Source organism: Comamonas sp. F1-6 (genome assembly GCF_039581415.1).
GTDB classification, from domain to species: domain Bacteria; phylum Pseudomonadota; class Gammaproteobacteria; order Burkholderiales; family Burkholderiaceae_C; genus Comamonas; species Comamonas thiooxydans.
Genome location: NZ_JBCPWN010000001.1, coordinates 465,200 through 487,992 on the forward strand (window position 1 = coordinate 465,200; position 22,793 = coordinate 487,992).

19 protein-coding genes and 1 tRNA gene are annotated in these 22,793 nt (G+C 60.8%); 10 read left to right on the forward strand and 10 right to left on the reverse strand.

The window, feature by feature from the left end; genetic code table 11:
• Positions 1 to 3: 3 nt before the first annotated feature.
• The 3 genes from AAIL66_RS02145 to AAIL66_RS02155 all read left to right on the forward strand — a co-directional run bounded on the left by AAIL66_RS02145 (position 4) and on the right by AAIL66_RS02155 (position 3,166).
• Positions 4 to 393 (forward strand): DUF4212 domain-containing protein, encoded by a 390-nt coding sequence (locus AAIL66_RS02145; protein WP_034360071.1) that lies wholly within the window; start codon positions 4 to 6, stop codon positions 391 to 393.
• Complete coding sequence (locus AAIL66_RS02150) at positions 386 to 2,470, forward strand: VC_2705 family sodium/solute symporter (RefSeq protein ID WP_034360019.1); 2,085 nt, start codon at positions 386 to 388, stop codon at positions 2,468 to 2,470. Before AAIL66_RS02145 ends, AAIL66_RS02150 begins: the two co-directional genes overlap by 8 nt.
• A gap of 189 nt (positions 2,471 to 2,659) precedes the next feature.
• The gene (locus AAIL66_RS02155; RefSeq protein ID WP_343495889.1) at positions 2,660 to 3,166 is read left to right on the forward strand and encodes a hypothetical protein; all 507 of its coding nucleotides are present in this window, start codon (positions 2,660 to 2,662) and stop codon (positions 3,164 to 3,166) included.
• A gap of 79 nt (positions 3,167 to 3,245) precedes the next feature.
• Here the strand turns inward: AAIL66_RS02155 and AAIL66_RS02160 are convergent, their stop codons facing one another.
• The 6 genes from AAIL66_RS02160 to dnaG form a co-directional block, all read right to left on the reverse strand.
• Positions 3,246 to 3,599, reverse strand: a complete 354-nt coding sequence (locus AAIL66_RS02160) for an FKBP-type peptidyl-prolyl cis-trans isomerase (RefSeq protein ID WP_003070674.1) — start codon at positions 3,597 to 3,599, stop codon at positions 3,246 to 3,248.
• Positions 3,600 to 3,729: 130 nt separating this feature from the next.
• Positions 3,730 to 4,035, reverse strand: coding sequence for a winged helix-turn-helix transcriptional regulator (locus AAIL66_RS02165; protein WP_003057624.1), 306 nt, complete (start codon positions 4,033 to 4,035; stop codon positions 3,730 to 3,732).
• Between the two features lie 356 nt (positions 4,036 to 4,391).
• Positions 4,392 to 5,336: a ketopantoate reductase family protein gene (locus AAIL66_RS02170; protein WP_343495890.1), complete on the reverse strand. Its 945-nt coding sequence runs from the start codon at positions 5,334 to 5,336 to the stop codon at positions 4,392 to 4,394.
• 21 nt (positions 5,337 to 5,357) lie between these two features.
• Positions 5,358 to 6,350 carry a tripartite tricarboxylate transporter substrate-binding protein gene (locus AAIL66_RS02175; RefSeq protein ID WP_343484141.1) on the reverse strand — a complete coding sequence of 331 codons (993 nt, stop codon included), beginning with the start codon at positions 6,348 to 6,350 and terminating at the stop codon, positions 5,358 to 5,360.
• A gap of 147 nt (positions 6,351 to 6,497) precedes the next feature.
• On the reverse strand, positions 6,498 to 8,945 hold the full coding sequence (rpoD, locus tag AAIL66_RS02180) for an RNA polymerase sigma factor RpoD (RefSeq protein ID WP_063661417.1): 2,448 nt from the start codon (positions 8,943 to 8,945) through the stop codon (positions 6,498 to 6,500).
• A 275-nt stretch (positions 8,946 to 9,220) separates the two neighbouring features.
• Positions 9,221 to 11,206: a DNA primase gene (gene dnaG, locus AAIL66_RS02185; RefSeq protein WP_343495891.1), complete on the reverse strand. Its 1,986-nt coding sequence runs from the start codon at positions 11,204 to 11,206 to the stop codon at positions 9,221 to 9,223.
• A gap of 592 nt (positions 11,207 to 11,798) precedes the next feature.
• Between dnaG and AAIL66_RS02190 the strand changes: the two genes are divergently transcribed.
• On the forward strand, positions 11,799 to 13,445 hold the full coding sequence (locus AAIL66_RS02190; protein ID WP_034360027.1) for an acyl-CoA synthetase: 1,647 nt from the start codon (positions 11,799 to 11,801) through the stop codon (positions 13,443 to 13,445).
• A gap of 192 nt (positions 13,446 to 13,637) precedes the next feature.
• Here the strand turns inward: AAIL66_RS02190 and AAIL66_RS02195 are convergent, their stop codons facing one another.
• The 4 genes from AAIL66_RS02195 to AAIL66_RS02210 all read right to left on the reverse strand — a co-directional run bounded on the left by AAIL66_RS02195 (position 13,638) and on the right by AAIL66_RS02210 (position 16,449).
• Complete coding sequence (locus tag AAIL66_RS02195) at positions 13,638 to 14,435, reverse strand: UDP-2,3-diacylglucosamine diphosphatase (RefSeq protein ID WP_343495892.1); 798 nt, start codon at positions 14,433 to 14,435, stop codon at positions 13,638 to 13,640.
• A 136-nt stretch (positions 14,436 to 14,571) separates the two neighbouring features.
• Positions 14,572 to 15,099, reverse strand: coding sequence for a peptidylprolyl isomerase (locus AAIL66_RS02200; RefSeq protein ID WP_034360031.1), 528 nt, complete (start codon positions 15,097 to 15,099; stop codon positions 14,572 to 14,574).
• Between the two features lie 69 nt (positions 15,100 to 15,168).
• Positions 15,169 to 15,753, reverse strand: coding sequence for a peptidylprolyl isomerase (locus AAIL66_RS02205; RefSeq protein WP_343495893.1), 585 nt, complete (start codon positions 15,751 to 15,753; stop codon positions 15,169 to 15,171).
• A 132-nt stretch (positions 15,754 to 15,885) separates the two neighbouring features.
• Positions 15,886 to 16,449, reverse strand: a complete 564-nt coding sequence (locus AAIL66_RS02210) for a tetratricopeptide repeat protein (protein WP_034360033.1) — start codon at positions 16,447 to 16,449, stop codon at positions 15,886 to 15,888.
• A gap of 221 nt (positions 16,450 to 16,670) precedes the next feature.
• Here AAIL66_RS02210 and cysS point away from each other — a divergent pair, with 221 nt between their 5' ends.
• The 6 genes from cysS (at position 16,671) to AAIL66_RS02240 (ending at position 22,625) form a co-directional block, all read left to right on the forward strand.
• The gene (gene cysS, locus AAIL66_RS02215) at positions 16,671 to 18,056 is read left to right on the forward strand and encodes a cysteine--tRNA ligase (RefSeq protein WP_045838269.1); all 1,386 of its coding nucleotides are present in this window, start codon (positions 16,671 to 16,673) and stop codon (positions 18,054 to 18,056) included.
• A 50-nt stretch (positions 18,057 to 18,106) separates the two neighbouring features.
• Positions 18,107 to 18,931 carry a DNA-3-methyladenine glycosylase gene (locus tag AAIL66_RS02220; RefSeq protein ID WP_034360037.1) on the forward strand — a complete coding sequence of 275 codons (825 nt, stop codon included), beginning with the start codon at positions 18,107 to 18,109 and terminating at the stop codon, positions 18,929 to 18,931.
• Between the two features lie 60 nt (positions 18,932 to 18,991).
• The gene (locus AAIL66_RS02225) at positions 18,992 to 19,969 is read left to right on the forward strand and encodes an acetyl-CoA carboxylase carboxyltransferase subunit alpha (RefSeq protein ID WP_003057594.1); all 978 of its coding nucleotides are present in this window, start codon (positions 18,992 to 18,994) and stop codon (positions 19,967 to 19,969) included.
• Positions 19,970 to 20,108: 139 nt separating this feature from the next.
• Positions 20,109 to 21,119 carry a tRNA lysidine(34) synthetase TilS gene (tilS, locus tag AAIL66_RS02230; RefSeq protein WP_343495894.1) on the forward strand — a complete coding sequence of 337 codons (1,011 nt, stop codon included), beginning with the start codon at positions 20,109 to 20,111 and terminating at the stop codon, positions 21,117 to 21,119.
• 93 nt (positions 21,120 to 21,212) lie between these two features.
• Positions 21,213 to 22,478: an aspartate kinase gene (locus tag AAIL66_RS02235; RefSeq protein WP_003057587.1), complete on the forward strand. Its 1,266-nt coding sequence runs from the start codon at positions 21,213 to 21,215 to the stop codon at positions 22,476 to 22,478.
• Between the two features lie 54 nt (positions 22,479 to 22,532).
• A tRNA-Ser gene (locus AAIL66_RS02240) sits at positions 22,533 to 22,625 on the forward strand.
• The last annotated feature ends 168 nt before the right edge of the window (positions 22,626 to 22,793 follow it).

Consider the following 22,793-nt stretch of genomic DNA (forward strand, 5'->3'; position numbering starts at 1 on the left):
GGCATGCAGACGCATCACGCGCCCGTGCATGACGATGCTGTGTCGGATGCTCCGCGACAGGCATTCGATGCTTTGGGCAATCCGGTGGAAGTCACCTTCCCGCCGGATCTGCACGATACCTACCACCTGAGACTCAAGGCCTTGCTGCTGACGGTCTGGGTGGTATTTTCATTTGGCATCTGCTACTTTGCGCGCGATATCCAGGCGCTGGTGCCCAACTGGCCCGTGGCCTACTGGATGGCGGCCCAAGGGGCGGTCCTGATGTTCCTGCTCATCATCGTGGTCTATTGTGTGGCCATGGATTATTTCGAACGCCAGCAGGCGCGTGACGAGGCGCGCAAAGCGGCTGAGGCTCACGACGCCTCCTCTGCCACTTCCGATCTTCATGCCTGAGCGGCCAGTTCTGAGCCGTGCCTATCACTGGCGGCTGCATCGCATCCTGTTTCTCTATGTGCTGGGAACGGCAGGCTTTCTGCTGACCATGCTCTGGGCCGAGGAGCGCGGGCTCTCTCGCCACTGGATCGGGCCCATCTTCCTGTTCTCCACGGTGATGGTGTACGCGGCCATCGGCGTGTATTCGCGCACCAGCGATGCCGAGGAGTATTTCGTCGCCGGCCGGCGCATTCCGCCTTTCTACAACGGCATGGCGGCTGCTGCAGACTGGATGAGCGCAGCCTCCTTCATCAGCCTCTCCGGTGCGCTTTATCTGCAAGGCTTTTCGGGAACCGGCACGCAGCCCGGCGGACTGGCCTATGTCCTGGGATGGACGGGCGGGTTCTGTCTGGTCGGTATGCTGATTGCCCCCTATCTGCGGGCCATGAATCTCTATACCGTGCCGGATTTCTTTCAGGCGCGCTATGGCGGACGTTGGCCGCGCATCATTGCTGCGCTGGCGGCCATCACCTGTTCCTTCACCTATGTGGTAGCGCAGATCTACGGCGTGGGCCTGATTGCTGCGCGACTGACCGGCGTGCAGTTCGAGATCGGCATCATGCTGGGGCTGGGCGGCGTGCTGCTGTGCTCGTTCCTCGGCGGCATGCGGGCGATCACCTGGACCCAGGTGGCGCAATATGTGGTGATCCTGCTGGCCTTCATGCTGCCTGTCTCCTGGCTGGCCTACAAACAGCTGGGTAACCCCTGGGCCCAGCTGGCCTATAGCCAGCAACTGGGCAAGATCGGCGCCATGGAGCAGCAGTTGCTTTCCTCAGAGGCCGAGCAGTCGGTGCTGGAGGCCTATCGCACCCGCGCTCAGGTGCTGCAGGCCAAGCTGCGCGATGTGCCCAATGTGCTGGCGGCCGAACGTCAGGCACTGAGCGAGCATATCCGCGAGCTGCGCACCAGCAGTGGCAATATCGGCGCCATCATGGCCGCCAGCCGGGAGCTGGCCGCCATGCCCAAGGACGAGGCGGCGGCGCGCGAGCTCTGGAGCCGTGAGTTGCACGAGGCCTATGAGCGGGCCAAGCCGCTGGGCGGCATGCCGCTGCAAAGCCAGCCTTTCGCAGGGGATCCGGATGGCTCGCCGGCCGAGCAGCAGGCCTATGAGGAAAGTCGGCGCAACTTTCTGGCGCTGATGTTCTGCCTGATGGTCGGCACGGCTGGGCTGCCGCACTTGCTCACGCGCTATTTCACGGTTCCCTCGGTGTCTGCCGCACGTACCTCTGTGGCCTGGTCGCTGTTCTTCATCGGGTTGCTGTATCTGGGGGCGCCAGCCTTGGCCGTACTGGTGAAGTACGAGGTCATGAGCAATCTCGTTGGCACGCATTTCGATGCCTTGCCGAACTGGATAGCGCAGTGGTCAAGGGTGGACGCCTCGCTGCTGTCGGTGGAGGACATCAACGGCGATGGCATTTTGCAGTTTGCCGAAATCCGCATGGGGGCCGACCTTATCATGCTGGCCACTCCAGAACTAGGCGGCATGCCTTATGTGCTCTCGGGGCTGGTGGCTGCGGGCGGACTGGCGGCGGCCCTGTCCACGGCCGACGGCCTGCTGCTGACCATCAGCAATGCCCTGGTGCGGGATCTCTATTTCCAGGAGCGCCAGCGCCTGGATACGCGCAAGCGCCGCATCTCGCCTGAACAGCGCGTGATTCTTTCCAAATTCGCATTGCTGCTGGTGGCCCTGTCGGCGGCGTTTGTCGCGGCGCGTCGCTCTTCGGACATTCTTCCCATGGTCTCTGCCTCCTTTTCTTTGGCGGGCTCGGCTTTGGTGCCGGCCATGGTGCTGGGCATCTTCTGGCGTGGCACCACGCGCCGTGGCGCGGTGGTCGGCATGCTGCTGGGCCTGGCCGTGACGCTTTACTACATGGCCTCGCACGTTCCGGGTCTGCAAGGGGTGCTGCCGTCGATCCTCCGTGGCGAGGCACTCTGGTGGGGTATTCAGCCCATCTCGGCCGGAGTGTTCGGTGTGCCGGTGGGCTTGGCCTCCACATTGCTCGTCAGCTGGTGGGAGCAGCGACGGGCGAGAGCTTGAAAACTCTTGATTGGATGGCCTTCAGCGATCTTTTGAATCAGGTTCAAGGCAGTTTTCTGCTGAATATCCGCCGCGAACTGATCTGGAGCATGCGCGGACCAGGCTTGCAGGAAAACCCGCTTTTCAGCTGCAGCCATAGCTGCCACCCTGCAGGGCGGAAAGCAATTCAATGCACAGAGGGCGGGGTCGATGTATCTAGTCAAAACACCCGAGGGCCAGCTGGCCTTCAAGGAGCGCCATGCCGACCTGAGCCAGCGGCTGCGCTCGGCCTTTTTGCTGTTTGACGGTCGTCGCAGTCTCATACAGGTGCTGGAGGCGACCTCGGCGCTGGGGGTGAACAAGGACGATATTCTGGCGCTGGTCGGCAAGGGCTGGCTGGCCACAAGAGAGTCGTCCGTCGCGGCCGATGCAGCAGCACAGGCCCATGTATCTTCGCTCTCAAAGAGCAGTTCGGCATCGTTGGCAGCTGCTGACGTCGACCCTGGCAGCGCCCAGAGGCGCTACCAGAGAGCCTATCCGATAGCGGTGTCCATCACGGGGGCTCTGGGGCTCAAGGGCTTCAGGCTGAATCTGGCGGTGGAGGCGGCCATGGGTTATGAGCAACTGGCAGCGCTGGCTCCGCGCATACGTGATGCTGCGGGTGACAAGGCTTATACGTCGTTGCACAGGGTGCTGTTTGAGGCGGAAGAGACATAAGCACCATCTGTGCCGAGCCTCTCGCAAAGAAAAAAGCGGCCTCAGAGAGAGCCGCTTTTTTGATGAGCCAGCCTGTTTTTTAGACAGCCAGCAGTTCCACGTCAAACTTAAGCGTGGCGTTGGGCGGGATCACGCCACCGGCGCCGCGCGCACCATAGCCCAGGGCAGCGGGGATCAGCAGCGTGCGCTGGCCGCCCACCTTCATGCCCTGCACGCCTTCGTCCCAGCCCTTGATGACCATGCCGGCGCCCAGGGGAAAGACGAAAGGATCGTTGCGGTCCTTGCTGGAGTCGAACTTGGCGCCTTGCACGCCATTGTTGTAGAGCCAGCCGGTGTAGTGCACGGTCACGTTCTGACCGGCCTTGGCTTCGGCGCCTTCGCCCACGACGGTGTCTTCGTATTGCAGGCCGGAGGCAGTAGTGTTGAATGCCATGATGATTTCCTTTCAGCGCAAAGCAGAAAAAGGCGATGGAAAAAAGGGCCCGCCAAGCACGCTTGGGGCCCTTGGATGATAGTGGTGCACCCGCTTGCTGCCAGTCTCCCGGCCGCAACAGCGGCAAGGTTTACTTCTTGGCGCGCGCGGCAACCCAGCGGTTGGCAAAGGCTTGTACATCGGACAGGCGCTTGAGCAGATCCTGCCCGGTCAGGGTGACGGTGTAGCCGTCGCTGCCATGCTCGAGCAGGCCGCACTCGCGCAGCTCCTTGATACGGGTGTTCAAGGTGTTGGGGGTGATGCCGCCCACACTGTCTTGCAGCAGTCGGAAGGTCTGGGGATGACCATCCCGCAAAGCCCACAGCACGCGCAGCGCATAGCGGCATTCGAGCTTCTCGAACAGCTGGTTGATGGCGGCGTTTTCCTTGGAGCTCATGGACGCTTCTCCTTGCGCAATGATGTTGTCGAGCTGGGCGCACTAGGCGCTTTCAGTGCCATGTCCAATGGACTATAGCGGTTAATTTATTTTGCTACAAGTTTAGTAGCTTCAAATCTTCGACTGCAACGCCTTGAAGTGATAAAGGCCACAAACAGCGCGCAAGTGTTGCGGGTCAGCCACGAATCAGGGAGAAGACTCGCTTGCTTCAGGGTTTGTAGCAATAGGGGCAGGGCTGAAGCAGCCCTCGGGACAGGGTGGCGAGCCATGCCGGAAGTGTTAGTACTGGCTTAGGTGTTTCCGGGTGTAAAAATTGACTCTAGCCATTGATTTGTCAGAGCAAGCAGCTATGGAAATCATAGTTCCTGCTTTTGTGCCGGCATTTGCTTGAGTTGCACCAGCACCTGCAGCAGACGGTTGATCGGCGTGGCAATGCCCAGGGCCTGACCGCGTCGCACCACATAGCCGTTGAGATGGTCGATTTCCGTGGTCTTGCCCCGCGCCAGATCCTGGGCCGTAGAAGAGAGCTGCCGGGGCATGGTGCGCGCTATGGCTGCTACAGCCTCGTCCACGGAGGCCGGTAGCAGCACGCCGTCGGCCAGAGCTACGGCCTTGCATTCGGCGGCAATATCCTGCATGACGGCGGGTACGCCCTGCTGCGCTATCAGCCAGCCATAGGGCTGCTGGGTGAGGGCGGAGAGTGCGTTGTACACGCAGTTGATGATGAGTTTTTGCCAGAGTGCGGTCAGCACGCCGTCTGAGGTCTGGGTGGGGATGTTTGCTGCGCTGAACTGGAGTGCAATCTCGTCACCCTGCGGACAGGGTGCGATGAGCAGCTCGCCCCGGCCGAAGTGACGCACATGGCCTGGGCCGGCCATGGCGGTGGCGACATAAACCACGGCAGCAGCCACCGGCTGCTGACCCAGTACCAGGCGCAGGCGCCGGTCGTTGTCCACGCCGTTTTGCAAGCTCAGTACCTGAGTGTGCGCTGCCAGGTGGGGTTTGATCTGTGCAGCCGCTGCTTCGGTGTCGGTGGATTTCACGCAGAACAGCACCACATCGGCGCCTGCCACGGCACTGGCTTCGGTGCTGGCGGTGATGGGGATGTTCAGATCTTCTGTCGCCGTCTGCAGTCGCAGCCCGTGCTGGCTGATGGCCTGCATATGCGATGCTCTACCGATCAGCGTGACCGGGTGGCCGGCGCGTGCCAGCAGAGCACCAAAGTAGCAGCCCACCGAGCCCGCACCCATGACGGCAATGGACAGGCGGGGGGAGGCGGCGGTGTGGTTGACCATGTTCATGCGGCTATCTCGCAAAGAGGCTCAGCTCTTGAGCTTGAGCAGATAGGTCATCAGCTGGGCAGTGGAGGTTTCGACCTCCAGAAATTCATGCAGTGCCTTGCCGGTTTGCCAGGAAGAGTTCCAATTATTGCTGACCAGGGCTTGCTTCCAGCTGTCCTGGTTGCTTGCATGGTCGATAGCAGCCAGCAGTTGCTGGGCGCGTTCTGCCGGCAGATTCTTGCCTGTAAAGACGGCACGCCAGTTCGACATTTCAGCATCCAGACCCTGGTCGCGCATGGAGGCAATGCCGAACATGGCACGGCGTGACGAAACACCGAGGGCGCGCAGTTTGCCCGCCTGCAAGGCTTCTCTGAACTCGCTGTAACCCGAGATTCCCACCTGCACCTGCTTTTGCAGCAGGGCCTGGAGCACATCGTTACCGCCGGCAAAGGGTTTGTATTGCAGTTGCTCCGCATTGGCCTTGGCCAGGCGGGCCAGCATGCCTGCGTACATATGGTCCACACCTCCTGCAGAGCCTCCGGCAATGGTCAGTGCCGGCAGGTTCTCGCGCATGGCCTTGGCCAGTGCCTTGGGGTTGGCAAGCGGCGAGTCGGTGGGCACGGCCACCACCAGATAGTCGCTGGTCAGGCGCGCCAGGGGTTGCACCTGCTGCAGCGCGGCCGAATTCTTGTTCAGCGCCAGGGCGCCGACCATGACCATGCCGCCGATCAGCAGGCAGTTGGGGTCGCTGCCATAGCGTTTGGTGTACTCGGCCAAGCCGATGGTGCCGCCCTTGCCGCCGATGTTTTCATAAACGACCTTGTCCACCGTGCCGCTGCTGGTCAGCGCGGTGCCCAGGGCGCGGCCGGTCTGGTCCCAGCCGCCGCCGGGGTTGGCGGGGATCACGATACGCAACTGCGTGCCAAGGCGCTGAGGCGGATTGGCGATGGCAGCAAAAGGTGTAGACAGCAAGGCAGCGCAATAGCTTAGCCAGTGGCGACGTGTCAGGGCATTGTTCGCGTGGGGGGTATTCATGTCTGTCTCCGTTGTTATGTGTCTTTTGGTGGGGTTGGCCGCAAGCGAAGGCTTGCTGACCTGGGCTGCATGCGAAAAAGCCCCGACCTGGGGCAGGTCGGGGCTTTGAGTAGCAGGGAACCGGCGCGCCGGTTCCTCGGACTGACTTTACAGCGAGTCGATGAAGCTGCGCAGCTTGTCGGAGCGCGAGGGGTGCTTGAGCTTGCGCAGCGCCTTGGCTTCGATCTGACGGATGCGCTCGCGCGTCACGTCAAACTGCTTGCCGACTTCTTCCAGCGTATGGTCAGTGGACATTTCAATACCGAAGCGCATGCGCAGCACCTTGGCTTCGCGAGGCGTCAGGCCGTCGAGAATGTCCTTGACCACATCGCGCAGACCGGCCTGCATGGCGGCGTCGATCGGCGCCGTGTTGTTGCCGTCCTCGATGAAATCGCCCAGGTGGGAATCGTCGTCGTCGCCGATGGGGGTTTCCATCGAGATCGGCTCCTTGGCGATCTTCATGATCTTGCGGATCTTGTCCTCGGGGATCTCCATCTTGGCTGCCAGGATGGACGCATCGGGCTCGAAACCAAACTCTTGCAAGTGCTGGCGCGAGATGCGGTTCATCTTGTTGATGGTCTCGATCATGTGCACGGGGATACGGATCGTGCGGGCCTGGTCGGCGATGGAGCGCGTGATGGCCTGACGAATCCACCAGGTCGCATAGGTCGAGAACTTGTAGCCGCGACGATATTCGAACTTGTCCACGGCCTTCATCAGGCCGATATTGCCTTCCTGGATCAGATCTAGGAATTGCAGACCGCGGTTGGTGTACTTCTTGGCGATGGAGATCACGAGACGCAGGTTGGCCTCGATCATTTCCTTCTTGGCATCGCGGCTGGCGCGCTCGCCGCTGTTCATGCGCTTGTTGATGTGCTTGAGCTCTTCCAGAGGCACGACCACGCGGGCCTGCAGGTCGATCAGGTTCTGCTGCAGCTCCTGCACGGGCGGAATATTGCGCTCCAGCACGGCGCTGTAGTTCTTGCCTGCCGCCACTTGCTTGATGACCCAGTCCAGGTTCAGCAGGTTGGGCGGGAAGTCCTTGATGAACTGCTCCTGGGGCATGCCGCACTTGTCAACGATGATCTTGCGCAGCTCGCGTTCCTTCTTGCGCACGTCGTCCACCTGGGCGCGCACCAGATCGCAGAGCTTTTCAATCGTCTTGGCTGTGAAGCGAATGGTCATCAGCTCTTCGGTGATGGCCTTCTGCACCTTCATGTATGCCTCGGTGCCGTAGCCTTCCTTGTCATACACCTTGTGCATCTTGTCGAAGAGCTCACGCATGGAGTCAAAGCGACCCAGGGCTTCGTTCTTCAGCTCTTCGAGCTTCTTGGTCAGAGCCTTGGAGCCGCCCTTGCCGTCATCGTCGTCTTCTTCGTCGTATTCGTCGAAGTCTTCTTCGGCCACATAGTCGTCGTTCTCGTTGGCATTGACGAAGCCGTCCACCACGGTGGAGATGACAACCTTGCCTTCGCGGATTTCCTCGGCCATGTTGAGGATTTCGGCGATGGTCGCAGGGGAGGCCGAGATGGCTTCCATCATGTCCATCAGACCGCCTTCGATGCGCTTGGCGATTTCGATTTCGCCTTCGCGTGTCAGCAGTTCGACGGTACCCATTTCACGCATGTACATGCGCACGGGGTCGGTGGTGCGACCGAATTCTGAGTCCACGGTGGACAGAGCCGCTTCGGCCTCTTCTTCCGCTTCTTCTTCGGTGGTGGCCGACTGGCCGGTGTTGTTCAGCAGCAGGGTTTCCGCATCGGGAGTCTGCTCGTACACGGCCACGCCCATGTCGTTCAACATGGAGATCACGACTTCCAGCGTTTCGGCATCGACCAGCTTGTCGGGCAGGTGGTCGTTGATTTCGGCGTGGGTCAGGTAGCCGCGGGTCTTGCCCAGCTTGATCAGCATCTTCAGACGCTGACGGCGGGTGTTCATTTCCTCTTCGGTCAGAACAGTCTCGTCCAGGCCGAATTCCTTCATCAAGGCGCGTTCCTTCGCCTTGCTGATCTTCATGCGCAGAGGCTTGGCCTTTTCGGCAGGAGCAGCAGACGCTTCGGTCGATGCCTCCTCTTCGACTTCGCCTTCCAGATCGCTGTCGATATCCGACAGGTCTGCATCATCCATGTCCTCGTCGGCCTCCTTGGCCTTAGGCTTGCGGCCGCGCTTGGCGGGAGTCTTGTCGGCATCGGCGCTGGCAGCGGGGGCCTTGACGGCGGTTGCCTTCTTGGCAGCTGGGGCCTTTTTGGCGACAGTCTTCTTGGCGGCAGGAGCGGCAGCTGTGTCGTCGTCTTCTTCGGCCTTCTTGCGGCCGCGCTTGGGAGTTGCCTGCGCCAGCAGCGCATCGGCCATGGCTTTGAGTTCGGCTTGTGACTTGGTAACCACGGTGGTGTCTTTCTTTGCTTCGGCTGCAGATGCAGCACTCTTCTTCACAGCAGGCTTGCTGGCACTGGCCTTTTTCGCGGGCTCTGCTGCGGAAGTGGAAGTTTTAGAGGTCTTGGGCTTTGCTGAAGCTTCTGGGGCCTGCTTGGACTTCACGGACTTTGAAACGGGCATGAACACCTCTCACGGTACGAACACACACAAACACACAAAGGAAAACGGAAAATGCAAACAAACGCCATGAAAGCTGGCGCAAGAACAGGTCTAGCCTGTCCGGTGGAGCACAAAGACTCCATGGCAAGATGTTGGGGCGATCATTTGGTATGCAATCCTTGCGAGAAATGGGCCATGCAGTTGCTGCCATCACGTGATTTCTTCACGGTGCCCGGGTCGGAGGTGTTGCTGTCGCTCTTGCCTATATCCACTAAATTATACCTTTTTTAAAGATGTCAAGAGGTGGAGCTAATAATTACAGATAAATTTTTTCGCCGCTGTTGAAACTCAATGTAACGTCTTGCGGCTGTGGGGTCTGTAGCAATTTCCTTGAGAGCCTTGGCTTCTTCGCGCTTGAGGTGATCCACCAGAATCAGATTGAGCGTGCCGCGTAACTCCTTGCGCAACTCGTCCACTTCGCCTTCAGGGTTGGCATGGGCGCCGCTCATGAGCTTGTGGGCCAGCGGCTCGCAGGGTGAGCCTTGCAATTGCTCGCGCAGCACAGCCCAGGAGCGCGGGCCGGATTCGGTGAACTGGGCCTCCAGCCAACGGAACAAGGGGGCATGGCTTTGGTTGCAGCGAGCCAGGGCATCGAAATCTTCATGGGTCATCTCTTCCATGAACTCCATGTGACACATCAGCAGGCGTGCGGCCTGGTCTTCGCGGCTGACCGGCGTGGGGCGCGGGCCCAGTTGTGGCGGGTTCCAGTCCTCGCCCTTCTTGCCCCAGGGCTTGCGCTGGCGGCCGAATTCCTTGCGGCCCGACCAGTTGCCACCACTGCCCTGGCTCGGGTAGGAGGGTGCCGGTGCCGCGGCATCGGCCCAGTCGGGAGCACTTTCCCAGTTGCCCGCAGGCGCATCCCATTCCGGTGCCTGAGGGCCGGGGGGCGCAGGCGCGCGGCGGGCAATGGGGGCGGTGCGTGCGGCTTCCTGCGCCCAGATATCGGAGAGGTCGCGCGAGTCCAGCTGGGCCAGGGCTGCGATTTCGGAGAGCAACTGGCGTTTGAGCGCGCCGTCGGGCAGCAGCGACCACAGCGGCCGGGCGTTGCTGGCCATGTGGGCACGGCCTTCTGTCTGTCCCAGATCGCAGCCTTCGCTGGCCGATTCGATGAGAAAGCGGCTCAGTGGCGTTGCATCGCCTACATAGCGCGAGAAGGCCTCGGGGCCGAATTCGCGGATGAAGCTGTCGGGGTCGTGCTCCGAAGGCAGGAACAGGAATTTGATGGAGCGCGTGTCGGTTGCCAGCGGCAGGGCTGCATCCAGAGCCTTGCGCGCGGCGCGCCGGCCCGCGCCGTCGCCGTCGAAGCTGAAGACCACGGCATCGGTGAATCGAAACAGCTTTTGCACATGCTCGGGCGTGCAGGCCGTTCCAAGCGTGGCCACGGCATTGGCAAAGCCGAGCTGGGCCAGCGCCACCACGTCCATATAGCCTTCGGTGACCAGGGCGTAGCCCATGTCGCGCAGGGCCTGGCGGGCCTCGTAAAGGCCGTAGAGTTCGCGGCCCTTGTGGAAGACCGGGGTTTCGGGCGAGTTCAGGTACTTGGGCTTTTCATCGCCGAACACCCGCCCGCCAAAGCCTATGCACTCGCCTTTGACATTGCGAATCGGGAACATCAGCCGGTCGCGAAAGCGGTCGTAGCGGCGGCTGTCGTCCTCGCCGACGATGACCAGCCCGCATTCTTCGAGCTGCGGGTTGTCGTACTCGGCAAATACGCTGGCCAGACCATGCCAGCCTGCAGGGGCATAGCCCAGGCCAAAGCGCTTGGAAACTTCGCCGGAGACGCCGCGCTTTTTCAGATACTCGATGGCTTTCGGAGCTGCCTTGAGCTGCTTGCGATAGGACTCGCCGGCTTTTTCCAGCAGATCACTCAGTGTTTCCGCCTTTTGCTTTTGCTGAGCCTGGCGCTGGCGCTCGGCGGGACTGATGTCGTCCTGCGGCACTTGCAGACCGCATTGGTTGGCAAGCTCCTGCACGGCTTCGACAAAGCCCATGCCGGCATGCTCCATCAGAAAGCCGATGGCATTGCCATTCTTGCCGCAGCCAAAGCAGTGAAAGAACTGCTTGCTGGGGCTGACGGTGAAAGAGGGCGACTTCTCGCTATGGAACGGGCATAAGCCCATGAAGTTGGCGCCGCCCTTTTTGAGCTGTACATAGCGGCCCACGATGTCGACGACGTCGACGCGGGATAGCAACTCTTGGATAAATGATTGGGGAATGGCCACCCGCGTATTCTGCCTTTTTCGGCAATGGCCGAGGGCGCGGCAGGAATGGAGCAGGCGGGCAAAAAAAAGCCTGCACCCATGGGTGCAGGCTCAGGTCTCCTGATGCCTGGGTCATTGCCAGGCTCTCCTCTAAAACGTCTCCTCCGCCACTCAGTCTTGAGGCTTGCGACCGGCTCCGTGCGGGCAGAGATGCCGGTCTTGCACTGCCAGTGCAGGCAGTCATGTACTCAAAACATGTGCGCATTCTAAAAGCGATTCGAAGTCCTGGTGATTGGTCTGTCAGATAAATGATGTCTTATAGATGACTTGCATGAGTTGGCCCTGCCTGGGTAATGGGGGAATTTTTCAATGAGATTCCATGTTGTTGATTTAAAATGAATTTATCGATTTTCAGAAGCTGTTGAAAGTACTGTCTCGCTGAATGACCTTTTGCATTGCTCTGGTTTGTCTGTGCATGTCGCATGCCGGTTTGCCAGCGCGGTGCGGCATTTCGGGCGCAACTGCTTGATCCCGATCACAACAGGCCTGCATGGCGCTCGGTTGTAAGCCTGGCGTGACCGATGCTGGGGTACAAAACGCTCAGGAGACAAACATGACAAGTTCTTTCGATCTGAACCTTGCACCGAATACCGCCAACTACGCCGCGCTGACGCCGCTGAGCTTTATTGCCCGCACGGCCGAGGTCTACCCCGAGCGCCTGGCCATTGTTCACGGCGACTTGCGCCAGAGCTGGGCGCAAACCTATGCGCGCTGCCGTCAGCTGGCCAGCAGCCTGCAGAAAATCGGCATTGGCAAGAACGACACCGTGGCCGTGATGCTGCCCAATACGCCACCCATGGTGGAGGCGCACTTTGGCGTGCCCATGGCCGGTGCCGTGCTCAACACGCTCAATACCCGGCTCGATGCCGAGACCCTGGCATTCATGCTGGATCACGGCGAAGCCAAGGCCCTGATCGTTGACCCCGAGTTTGCGGCCTTGATGGCCAGGGCACTCAAATTGCGCAAGGGCACAGAACCCATCTATGTGATCCAGGTCGAGGACAGCGTCTATGGCGAGGCGGCCGAACAGATCGGTGCCATCGACTACGAAAGCTTTGTGGCCCAGGGCGATGCCGGCTTCGACTGGCAGTTGCCCGGCGACGAATGGGATGCGATTGCGCTGAACTACACCAGCGGCACCACAGGCAACCCCAAGGGCGTGGTCTACCACCATCGCGGCGCGCACAACAATGCCATCAGCAATGTGCTGGAGTGGGACATGCCCAAGCACGCGGTCTATCTGTGGACGCTGCCCATGTTCCACTGCAACGGCTGGTGCTTCCCCTGGACGGTGGCCGCACGCGCGGCGGTCAATGTCTGCCTGCGACGGGTGGATGCGCAGGCGATTTTTGACGCCATCCGCAACCATGGCGTGAGCCATTACTGCGGTGCGCCCATTGTGCACAGCCTGCTGGTGAATGCGCCGGCTGCCATGAAGCAGGGCGTGCCCGCCGGCGTCAAGGCCATGGTGGCAGGGGCCGCGCCGCCTGCATCGATGATCGAGGGCATGGAGGCCATGGGCTTTGACATCACCCATGTCTATGGCCTGACCGAAACCTATGGCCCGGCCACGGTCTGCGCCAAGCATGAGAGCTGGAATGCGCTCGATATCGGCGAGCGCGCCCGCCTGAACTCGCGCCAGGGCGTGCGCTACCACCTGCAGCGCTCTGCTGCCGTGCTGGACCCCGAAACCATGCAGCCCGTGCCGCGCGACGGCCAGACCATGGGCGAGATCATGTTCCAGGGCAATATCGCCATGAAGGGCTATCTCAAGAACCCGCAGGCGACGCAGGAAGCTTTCCGCGGCGGCTGGTTCCACAGCGGCGACCTGGCAGTTCAGCATCCCGACGGCTATATCCAGATCAAGGATCGCAGCAAGGACATCATCATCTCGGGAGGCGAGAACATCTCGTCCATCGAAGTGGAGGATGTGCTCTACCGCCACCCCGCCGTGCTGGCTGCGGCCGTGGTGGCCAAGCCCGATCCCAAATGGGGCGAGACGCCCTGCGCCTTCATCGAGCTCAAAGCCGGAGCCGAGACTACGGCCGAAGACATCATTGCCCACTGCAAAAAGCATCTGGCCGGCTACAAGGTGCCGCGCGCGGTGGTGTTTGGCGAGCTGCCCAAGACCAGCACGGGCAAGATCCAGAAGTTCGAGCTGCGCAAGCAAGTAGGCTCGGCTTCAGCTATCTCGGTTTGAGATCTGGCCGTAAACAAAGAAGCCCGGTGCTCCAGCTCTGTGGGCAGCGGGCTTTTTCGTGTCTGTCAGTTCAGTAAATTTGATAGCTGCTAGCGCCTGCTATTCATGGAACTTTGATGGCTTTCAATCTGAAATCTATGAATAGCAAGCGCAAGAAGCTCTGAATTGGATAGCGCCAACCGGGGCGTCGCGTCAGGCCTGCTCGGGCGGCATGCGCTGCCAGCCTTGGGGTGTCATACGCAGCACCTCGGCGCGACGCGTATCGGCATCGATGTGCCAGTCGCTGAGCACGATGCGCCACTGCTGCCTGCCCAGTGCGTGGTCGGCGGGCTGATGAGTGTGGCCGTGAATCAGCCAGGGCGCTTGCGCGGCCTGCATCCAGGTGGCACTCATCTGCGCGTCGGCATCCGCGTAGGGTGCGCCGCTTTGCTTGCGTTGCTCGCTTTCGCTGCGTGCCGATCTGCCGATCGCGCGGCGCACGGCCAGGGGCTGGGCCAGCAGTTGCTGTTGCCAGGCGGCGGAGCGCGAAACAGCGCGGAATTGCTGGTAATCCACATCGTCAAGGCACAGCGCATCGCCATGGCTGAGCAGGATGCTGGTGCCTGCCCACCGCAGCACCGTGGGGTCGGAAAGGCCGGTCATGCCGCTTCGGTGCAGAAATTCGTCACCGGCCAGAAAGTCGCGGTTGCCGACCATGAAGAACAGCGGGCGCTGCTGCGCCGCCTCGCGCAGCACGGCAGCGCATTCGGCTTCGAAGCTGCCGGTTTCATCGAGTGCATCGTCACCCACCCAGACTTCAAACAGATCGCCGAGGATAAAGATGGCGTCGGCCGTGCTGCGTGCCAGATAGCTGCGCCAGGCTTCAACCGTCTGCGGCTCGGACGGCTGCAGGTGCAGATCGGAAATGAAATCAAGCGTGCGCCAGTGGGGCTCAGCCTGGAGCTGCGCGACTTGAGGAGCGGCAGTGCGTGGATCAGAAGATTCAGCCATGAATGAAAAGTGCGCAGCCTGAAAACAATAACGGCCTCACAAAGAGACGGCAAGCAAGGGCCGCCCCGCAGCGAGGCCGTCATCCCCCTCCGCGAAGCAGAGAGGGGGGAAGGCGCGTTAGCGCCTCAGGGGGAGATTACAGTGCCACGGCCTTGTCGATCACCACGGCGTCGAAAGGCACGTCGTCGTGGAAGCCCTTGCGAGTGGTGCGCACCTTCTTGATGGCGTCCACGACTTCTTCACCCTTGACCACCTTGCCGAACACGGCATAGCCCCAGCCCTGGCCGGTGGGAGCGGTGTGGTTCAGGAAGCCGTTGTCCACGGTGTTGATGAAGAACTGGGCGGTTGCGCTGTGAGGATCGCTGGTGCGAGCCATGGCAATCGTGTACTTGTCGTTCTTCAGGCCGTTCTTGGCTTCGTTCTCGATGGGAGCAGCGGTTTCCTTCTGCTTCATGTCGGCTGCGAAACCGCCGCCCTGGATCATGAAGTTCTTGATCACGCGGTGGAAGATGGTGCCGTTGTAGAAGCCCTGATTCACGTAGTTCAGGAAGTTCTCGGTGGACTTGGGCGCGTTCACGGCGTCCAGTTCCAGGGTGATCACGCCCTGGGTTGCGGTGTCAGCCACGTTGATGGTCACGTGCAGTTCGACTTGGGGATTGCTCATGTCTGTGCTTTCTAGAGGATGGAGTAAAGAGGCGGGCGCTGCCCGGCAGGTGCAGCGCCGCCGGGGTGTTTACTTGATTTCGGTGGCGGAGAGGATTGTTACCGGCGTCGTGGGCACATTCTGGTGCATGCCACGGTTGCCCGTAGCCACGGCGCGGATTTTGTCCACCACATCCATGCCCTTGACGACCTTGCCGAAGACGGTATAGCCATGGCCGTCGGGCTTGGGTGCGTTGAGCATGTCGTTGTTCACCACATTGATGAAGAACTGCGAGGTGGCGGAATTGGGGTTGCCGGTGCGCGCCATGGCAATCGTGCCGCGGTCGTTCTTGAGGCCGTTGCTGGCTTCCAGCGGAATCGGGGCGCGTGTGGGCTTTTCGTTCAGATTGGCGTCCATGCCGCCACCCTGGATCATGAAGCCGTCGATGACGCGGTGGAACACCGTGCCGTCATAGTGCTTGTCACGCACATACTGCAGAAAATTGGCGGCGCTCTTGGGGGCCTTGGCATCGTTGAGCTCGACCACGATATCGCCCATGCTGGTCTTGAGCTGCACCTTGGATTGCGCCTGGGCCAGGCCGGGGGGGGCAAAAACAGTGGCTGTCAGCGCAATCGCGGACAGGGCCTTGAGGCTGTTTCGACGGAAATTCAGCATGGTCATATTCCTGGGTAAGTGGGCCTTGGGCAGGGCCGCAGGGATGGCGGCTGCGAAAAACAGGCTTGAGGCAGCTGAGGGCGCCGGCCAGCTTCACAAGAGGGAGAAGGGCGGCGATGGCAAAAAACGGGTTCAGCGCTGTGCAGGCTGGGCCGGGGCAGGCGTTGCGAGAGAGGCCGCAGGCTGCAGCAAGTCCTTGAGCTGCTTGAGCTTGGGGTTCAGGGCTGCTGGGCGGCCGCCCTTGGCCAGGGACTGCGCATAGGACTGATAGGCCAGGCGGGCATAGATATCGCCCAGGTTCTCGTGCGCCACGGCATAGTTCGGATTGTTGCGCACGGCGGCTTCGAGCGCTGCTCGGGCGCGATCCAGGTCACCCTGGCGTGCATAGATCACGGCCAGGTTGTTATAGGGCTCGGGCAGCTCGGGATAGTCCTCGGTCAGCTGGCGAAACGCTGCAATCGCGTCCTCGGTCTTGCCGTCATTGCTCAGCGCGATGCCGCGCAGAAAACGCATCTGCGGGTCGCGTGAATTCTTGGCCAGATAGGCGTCTGCTTTTTGCAGCGCCTGCTGTGTCTTGCCGCTCTTGAGCAACTGGGCAACATCCGTGTAATCGTCGGCGTAGGCGCTACCTGCAGCGAGCAAGGCAGCCAGGGCTGCCGCACGCGCTGCGGTACTGAACAAGTTGCGTACAGGCATGTAGGTGCTTTCATGGCGCCGCAAAACTGCGCTGCGGCGGGAGCTTATACTGCGGGGAATTGTAGCTGAGGGGTGTGCGGCGCTTAGGCGTCTGGCCGGACCGGGATGTGTCTGGATGCTAGTGCGCATTTTTCAGCCTCAGGGAATGGCAGGCATGGTTTATGCATCGCAGGCATGACCAGTGCTGCTGCTCGCCACCCTCTCTCCCTATTTCAAGATTCATGAGTTTGCGTATCTACAACACGCTGTCGCGTGCACTGGAATCGTTTTCGCCGCTTGAGCCGGGCCATGTGCGTATGTACGTCTGTGGCATGACGGTCTATGACCTCTGCCACCTGGGCCATGCACGCTCCATGGTGGCTTTCGACGTGGTGCAGCGCTGGCTGCGCGCCAGCGGCTACAAGGTGACCTATGTGCGCAACATCACCGACATCGATGACAAGATCATCAAGCGCGCGGTGGAAAACGGCGAGACCATACGCAGCCTGACCGACCGCATGATCGATGCGCTGCACCAGGACGCGGATGCGCTGGGCATCGAGCGCCCCACGCTGGAGCCGCGCGCCACCGAGTATGTGCCGCAGATGCTGAGCATGATTGCCCGCTTGCAGGGCAAGGGCCTGGCCTATCAGGCCGGCAACGGCGATGTGAACTACGCCGTGCGCAAGTTTCCAGGCTACGGCAAGCTCTCGGGCAAGTCGCTGGACGAGCTCAACGCCGGCGAGCGTGTGGCCGTGGCCGACGGCAAGCACGACCCGCTGGACTTTGTGCTGTGGAAGTCGGCCAAGGTGGACGAGCCCGCCGACGTGAAGTGGGCCAGCCCCTTTGGCGAAGGTCGCCCCGGCTGGCATATCGAGTGCTCGGCCATGGGTTGCGAGCTGCTGGGAGAGAGCTTCGACATCCATGGCGGCGGTGCGGATCTGCAGTTCCCCCACCACGAGAACGAGATTGCCCAGAGCGAAGGTGCGACCGGCAAGCCGTTCGCACGGACCTGGATGCACAACGGCTTCATCAACGTGGACAACGAGAAGATGTCCAAGTCGCTGGGCAACTTCTTCACCATCCGCGACGTGCTCAAGGAGTACGACGCCGAGACCATCCGTTTCTTCGTCGTGCGCAGTCACTACCGCAGCCCGCTGAACTATTCCAATGTGCATCTCGATGATGCGCGCGGTGCGCTCAAGCGCCTCTATACCGCGCTGGACCTGGTGACGCCTGCCGAGGTGCAGATCGACTGGAGCAATCCCTATGCCGCCCGCTTCAAGGCGGCGATGGACGAAGACTTCGGCACGCCCGAGGCCGTGGCCGTGCTCTTCGAGCTGGCCGCCGAGGTCAACCGCAGCAAGTCGCCCGAAGTGGCTGGCTTGCTCAAGGCCCTGGGGGCCTGCCTGGGCCTGCTGCAGGCCGAGCCGCAAAAGTTTCTGCAGGCTGGTGCCGAAGGGGTGGACGCGGCAGCGATCGAGGCGCAGATTGCCGCACGCGCAGAGGCCAAGGCTGCCAAGAACTGGGCCGAGGCCGACCGCATCCGCAAGGAGTTGCTCGATCAGGGCATCGTCCTCAAGGACTCGGCCGCGGGCACGACCTGGGAAGCGGCCGCCAAAGGCTGAGGCTGCATGCAATATTCCATCAACTGTGTGAGCAGTGCGGAGAGTCGTGCATGAGTGCGGCCAAGCATCTGGACACCATGGAGTTTGAACAGCTGCCGCTGGTGGCTGATCTGCCCGTGCCCATGGGGCCGGCTGCGCCTTTGCCTGTAGCGCCTTTGGGAGCCGCAGCCATTGCTCAGCCTGCGGGTACATCTGCAAAGCAGGCAGTTGCGTCCAAAGCGGCCGCTCCAAAGATCCATCTGGATTTGCCTGATGGTGTGCCTGCCTATTGGGCTGAGGCCTGTCGTCAGCTCATGCGCCGCGATCGTGTGCTCAAGCGCCTGATTCCGCAACTCGGCAGCCAGGCTCTGTTGCCTTGCGGGCAGGAGCAGGCCTTTGCCACGTTGGCCCGGTCCATCATCGGGCAGCAGATTTCGGCGAAGTCCGCCAAGACCTTGTGGAACAAGTTCGCCAGGCTGCCTGCTGCCATGCAGCCCGAGCAGGTGCTCAGGCTCAAGGTGGACGATATGCGTGCGGTGGGGTTGTCGGCCCGCAAGGTGGACTATCTGGTCGATCTGGCTCTGCACTTCACCGAGAACCGTCTGCACATGGATGAATGGGCTCAGATGAGCGATGAAGTCATCATTGCCGAGCTGATGTCCATACGCGGTCTCAGCCGCTGGACGGCCGAGAATTTTCTGATTTACTGTCTGGGGCGGCCCAATGTGCTGCCTCTGGACGATGCCGGTTTGATACAGGGCATCTCTCTCAATCATTTTTCGGGCGATCCTGTCAGTCGCAGCGATGCCCGTGAAGTTGCCGAGGCTTGGAAACCGTGGTGTACGGTTGCAACTTGGTATATTTGGCGCTCGCTCGAGGCGCAGCCTGTGGCTTGATGACATCTGTCCACTGGCCGATTGCAAGGATTGCAACAGGCTGGCACAAGGAGAAATACGTTGGCGAAAAAGAACTTTCTGGATTTTGAGCAGCCCATTGCCGAACTCGAATCCAAAATCGAAGAGCTGCGCTATGTGCAGACTGAAAGCGCAGTAGATATCTCGGAAGAGATCGATCAGCTCAGCAAGAAAAGCCTGCAGCTGACCAAGGACATCTACAGCGACCTGACCCCCTGGCAGATCACCAAGATCGCACGCCATACCGAGCGCCCCTATACGCTCGACTATGTGCGCGAGTGCTTTACCGACTTTGTCGAAATGCACGGCGACCGCCACTTTGCCGATGACCAGTCCATCATCGGCGGCCTGGCGCGCTTCAACGGCCAGCCCTGCATGGTGATCGGTCATCAAAAGGGCCGCGATACCAAGGAGCGTACGCTGCGCAACTTCGGCATGACGCGTCCCGAGGGGTATCGCAAGGCCTTGCGTCTGATGAAGACGGCCGAGAAGTTCAAGCTGCCCGTGTTCACTTTCGTGGACACGCCCGGCGCCTTCCCTGGCATCGATGCCGAGGAGCGTGGCCAGTCCGAAGCCATCGGTCGCAACATCTACGAAATGGCTCAGCTGCAGACCCCCATCATCACCACCATCATCGGTGAAGGTGGCTCGGGCGGTGCGCTGGCCATTGCCGTGGCAGACCAGGTGCTGATGCTGCAGTACTCCGTGTACTCGGTGATCAGTCCCGAAGGCTGCGCTTCCATTCTGTGGAAGACCGGCGAAAAGGCCCAGGAAGCAGCAGACGCCATGGGCATCACTGCTCACCGCCTCAAGGCGCTGGGTCTGGTGGACAAGATCGTCAACGAGCCTGTGGGTGGTGCTCACCGCGATCACAAGCAAATGGGTGCCTTCCTCAAGCGTGCGCTGGGCGATGCCTATCGCCAGCTGACCGATCTCAAGCCCAAGGAGCTGCAGGATCGTCGCTACGACCGCATTCAGAGCTATGGTAAGTTTGCCGACACCAAGGCCGACAACCGCTGATCCAGCGGGCTTGATGCCGCTTGCGCACAATGGCTCCTTCGGGAGCCATTTGTTTTTGTCGAGAGTTTATGAGCGAAATACGCCTTAATCCCTTGCTTGGTAAGCGCTGGCCGCTATTGAATTGGAAAGAGGGAGTCTGTTGTTCATGCAAGCCCAGTCAGACGCTGACTTGTTGGTGGCTTCGGCCGGCCGGGTGGATGCCGCAGTGGCTGCATTCAATCCAGCGCTGCCGCTGGTTGTGGCCTTCAGCGGCGGAGCCGATTCGTCAGCTCTGTTGCTGGCCTGTCATGCGCGCTGGCCAGGGCAGGTGCGGGCGATTCATGTGCACCATGGTTTGCAGGCTGCAGCTGATGAATTTCAGCGGCACTGCGAGCAGCTGTGCGCCCGGCACGGCATTGCCCTCAAGGTCTGCGCCATCAATGCGCGCAATGTGCAGGGACAAAGCCCAGAAGATGCGGCGCGGCAGGGGCGTTATGCGGCCTTGATTCAGGAGGCCCGGCAGCCTTGGCTCGATGCGCAGGGTGCTGCGCTGGATGTGGTGCGCTCCATGGCGCTGGCCCAGCATGCCGACGATCAGGTCGAGACCTTGCTGCTGGCGCTCTCGCGCGGTGCCGGTGTGGCCGGTCTGGCGGCCATGCCTGGGCATTGGCAAAGAGCAGGGCTGGAATGGTTCAGGCCCTTGCTGGAGGTGCCGGGGCAGGCGCTGCGCGACTGGTTGCGGCTCAGGAATTTGAGCTGGGTCGAGGATCCGACGAATGCCGATCCAGGCTACACGCGCAATCGCATCCGGGCTCAGTTGCTGCCGGTGCTGGAGCAGGTCTTTCCGCAGTTTCGCAGCACGTTTGCACGCAGCAGCGCCCATTGCGCCCAAGCGTCGCAGTTGCTGGACCAGCAGGCGGCGGCAGATCTGCAACTGGTGGGGGTGCCGCCCGCCATCAAGGCGCTGCAGAGTTTGAGCGAGCTGCGTATGGGTAATGTTCTGCGTTATTGGTTGCGCACCGAGCATGGCACCACGCCGACGGCGGCACAGCTTGCGCAGCTCATGGCACAGCTCGGCGTTTGCACTACGCGAGGGCACCGCATCCACATCAAGGTGGGGCGAGGTTTTGTAGAGCGCCAGGGGACAAGTCTCGGTTGGTACAATTCCTAGGTTTTGGTTTTTTTACCTGTACGAAAACCGCCGGCGCGCCAAAACCTTTGTGACCTGCGCCGTGGCTGCTGTTTCGTCACCCTTTAGTATCCAATGGCACTGATCGTTCATAAATACGGCGGCACCTCGATGGGCTCGACAGAGCGCATCCGCAACGTCGCCAAGCGTGTGGCCAAATGGGCTCGGGCAGGTCACCAGTTGGTGGTTGTGCCCAGCGCCATGAGTGGCGAAACCAACCGTTTGCTGGGTCTGGCCAGCGAACTGGCTCCCAGCCACGCCAAGAGTTCGTACTATCGTGAGCTTGATATGCTGGCCGCCACTGGCGAGCAGGCATCCTCGGCGCTGCTGGCCATTGCGCTGCAGGCCGAAGGCATGGAATCGGTCAGCTATGCGGGCTGGCAAGTGCCTGTGCGCACCGATAGCAGCTACACCAAGGCTCGCATCGAGTCCATCGACGACAAGCGCGTGCGCGCCGACCTCGAGGCAGGTCGTGTCGTGATCGTGACCGGCTTCCAGGGTATCGATCCCGAAGGCAATATCACCACGCTGGGGCGTGGCGGCTCCGATACTTCGGCCGTGGCCGTGGCTGCCGCCCTGAAGGCGGCAGAATGCCTGATCTATACCGATGTGGATGGCGTCTACACCACCGATCCCCGGGTGGTGCCTGCTGCCAAGCGCCTGGGTACCGTGAGCTTTGAGGAAATGCTGGAAATGGCCAGCCTGGGCTCCAAGGTGCTGCAAATCCGTTCCGTGGAGTTTGCAGGCAAGTACAAGGTGCCCATGCGCGTGCTGTCGAGTTTCACGCCCTGGGATATCGATCTGGAAGAAGAAGCCAAGTCCGGCACGCTGATTACTTTTGAGGAAGACGAAAAAATGGAAAAGGCTGTCGTATCCGGCATCGCTTTCAATCGTGGCGAGGCCAAGATCTCCGTGCTGGGCGTGCCTGATACCCCCGGCGTGGCTGCTGCCATCCTGGGTCCCGTGGCTGATGCCAACATCGAAGTCGATGTGATCATCCAGAACATCTCCAAGGACGGCAAGACTGACTTCAGCTTCACCGTGAGCCAGGGCGACTACCAGCGTGCCATGGAGCTGCTGCGTGAAAGCGTTGTTCCTGCGCTGGGTGCTTCCGAAGTGGTGGGCAATCCCAATATCGCCAAGGTCAGCATCGTCGGTATCGGCATGCGCAGCCATGTGGGCGTGGCCTCCACCATGTTCCGTGCTCTGAGCAAGGAAGGCGTGAACATCCAGATGATCTCGACTTCCGAGATCAAGACTTCGGTCGTGATCGACGAGAAGTACCTGGAGCTGGCCGTGCGTTCCCTGCACACCGCCTTCGGTTTGGACAAAAGCGAATAATTTTCGCAACTTTCCAAAAACGAACAAAAAAGCTGTTTACAATAGCGTCATTCCGGAAACGTGACCGAGTGGCCGAAGGTGCTCCCCTGCTAAGGGAGTATGGGGTGTAGAGCCTCATCGAGGGTTCGAATCCCTCCGTTTCCGCCAAATCAAAGAAAAAGCCGCAAGGCTTTTTCTTTTTGTCAAGACCCTCTGGGTCTTGACAAAAGGTTTCAAACTTTGATTTGAGTCTGGTAAAAACAGGCTACAATGCAAGGCTTCGCTGATCGCAGCAAGCAACGAGATTCGAAATCAAGCTTCTTGGTTTTGCACTCA

Coding starts and splice junctions, on each gene's coding strand:
- AAIL66_RS02210 (WP_034360033.1), bottom strand. CDS start 16,449: ATGCCTGTACGCAACTTGTTCAGTACCGCAGCGCGTGCGGCAGCCCTG.
- AAIL66_RS02170 (WP_343495890.1), bottom strand. CDS start 5,336: ATGAACATGGTCAACCACACCGCCGCCTCCCCCCGCCTGTCCATTGCC.
- cysS (WP_045838269.1), top strand. CDS start 16,671: ATGAGTTTGCGTATCTACAACACGCTGTCGCGTGCACTGGAATCGTTT.
- AAIL66_RS02200 (WP_034360031.1), bottom strand. CDS start 15,099: ATGAGCAATCCCCAAGTCGAACTGCACGTGACCATCAACGTGGCTGAC.
- AAIL66_RS02165 (WP_003057624.1), bottom strand. CDS start 4,035: ATGAGCTCCAAGGAAAACGCCGCCATCAACCAGCTGTTCGAGAAGCTC.
- AAIL66_RS02175 (WP_343484141.1), bottom strand. CDS start 6,350: ATGAATACCCCCCACGCGAACAATGCCCTGACACGTCGCCACTGGCTA.
- AAIL66_RS02160 (WP_003070674.1), bottom strand. CDS start 3,599: ATGGCATTCAACACTACTGCCTCCGGCCTGCAATACGAAGACACCGTC.
- AAIL66_RS02205 (WP_343495893.1), bottom strand. CDS start 15,753: ATGCTGAATTTCCGTCGAAACAGCCTCAAGGCCCTGTCCGCGATTGCG.
- AAIL66_RS02235 (WP_003057587.1), top strand. CDS start 21,213: ATGGCACTGATCGTTCATAAATACGGCGGCACCTCGATGGGCTCGACA.
- AAIL66_RS02145 (WP_034360071.1), top strand. CDS start 4: ATGCAGACGCATCACGCGCCCGTGCATGACGATGCTGTGTCGGATGCT.
- AAIL66_RS02195 (WP_343495892.1), bottom strand. CDS start 14,435: ATGGCTGAATCTTCTGATCCACGCACTGCCGCTCCTCAAGTCGCGCAG.
- AAIL66_RS02155 (WP_343495889.1), top strand. CDS start 2,660: ATGTATCTAGTCAAAACACCCGAGGGCCAGCTGGCCTTCAAGGAGCGC.
- AAIL66_RS02150 (WP_034360019.1), top strand. CDS start 386: ATGCCTGAGCGGCCAGTTCTGAGCCGTGCCTATCACTGGCGGCTGCAT.
- rpoD (WP_063661417.1), bottom strand. CDS start 8,945: ATGCCCGTTTCAAAGTCCGTGAAGTCCAAGCAGGCCCCAGAAGCTTCA.
- AAIL66_RS02220 (WP_034360037.1), top strand. CDS start 18,107: ATGAGTGCGGCCAAGCATCTGGACACCATGGAGTTTGAACAGCTGCCG.
- AAIL66_RS02190 (WP_034360027.1), top strand. CDS start 11,799: ATGACAAGTTCTTTCGATCTGAACCTTGCACCGAATACCGCCAACTAC.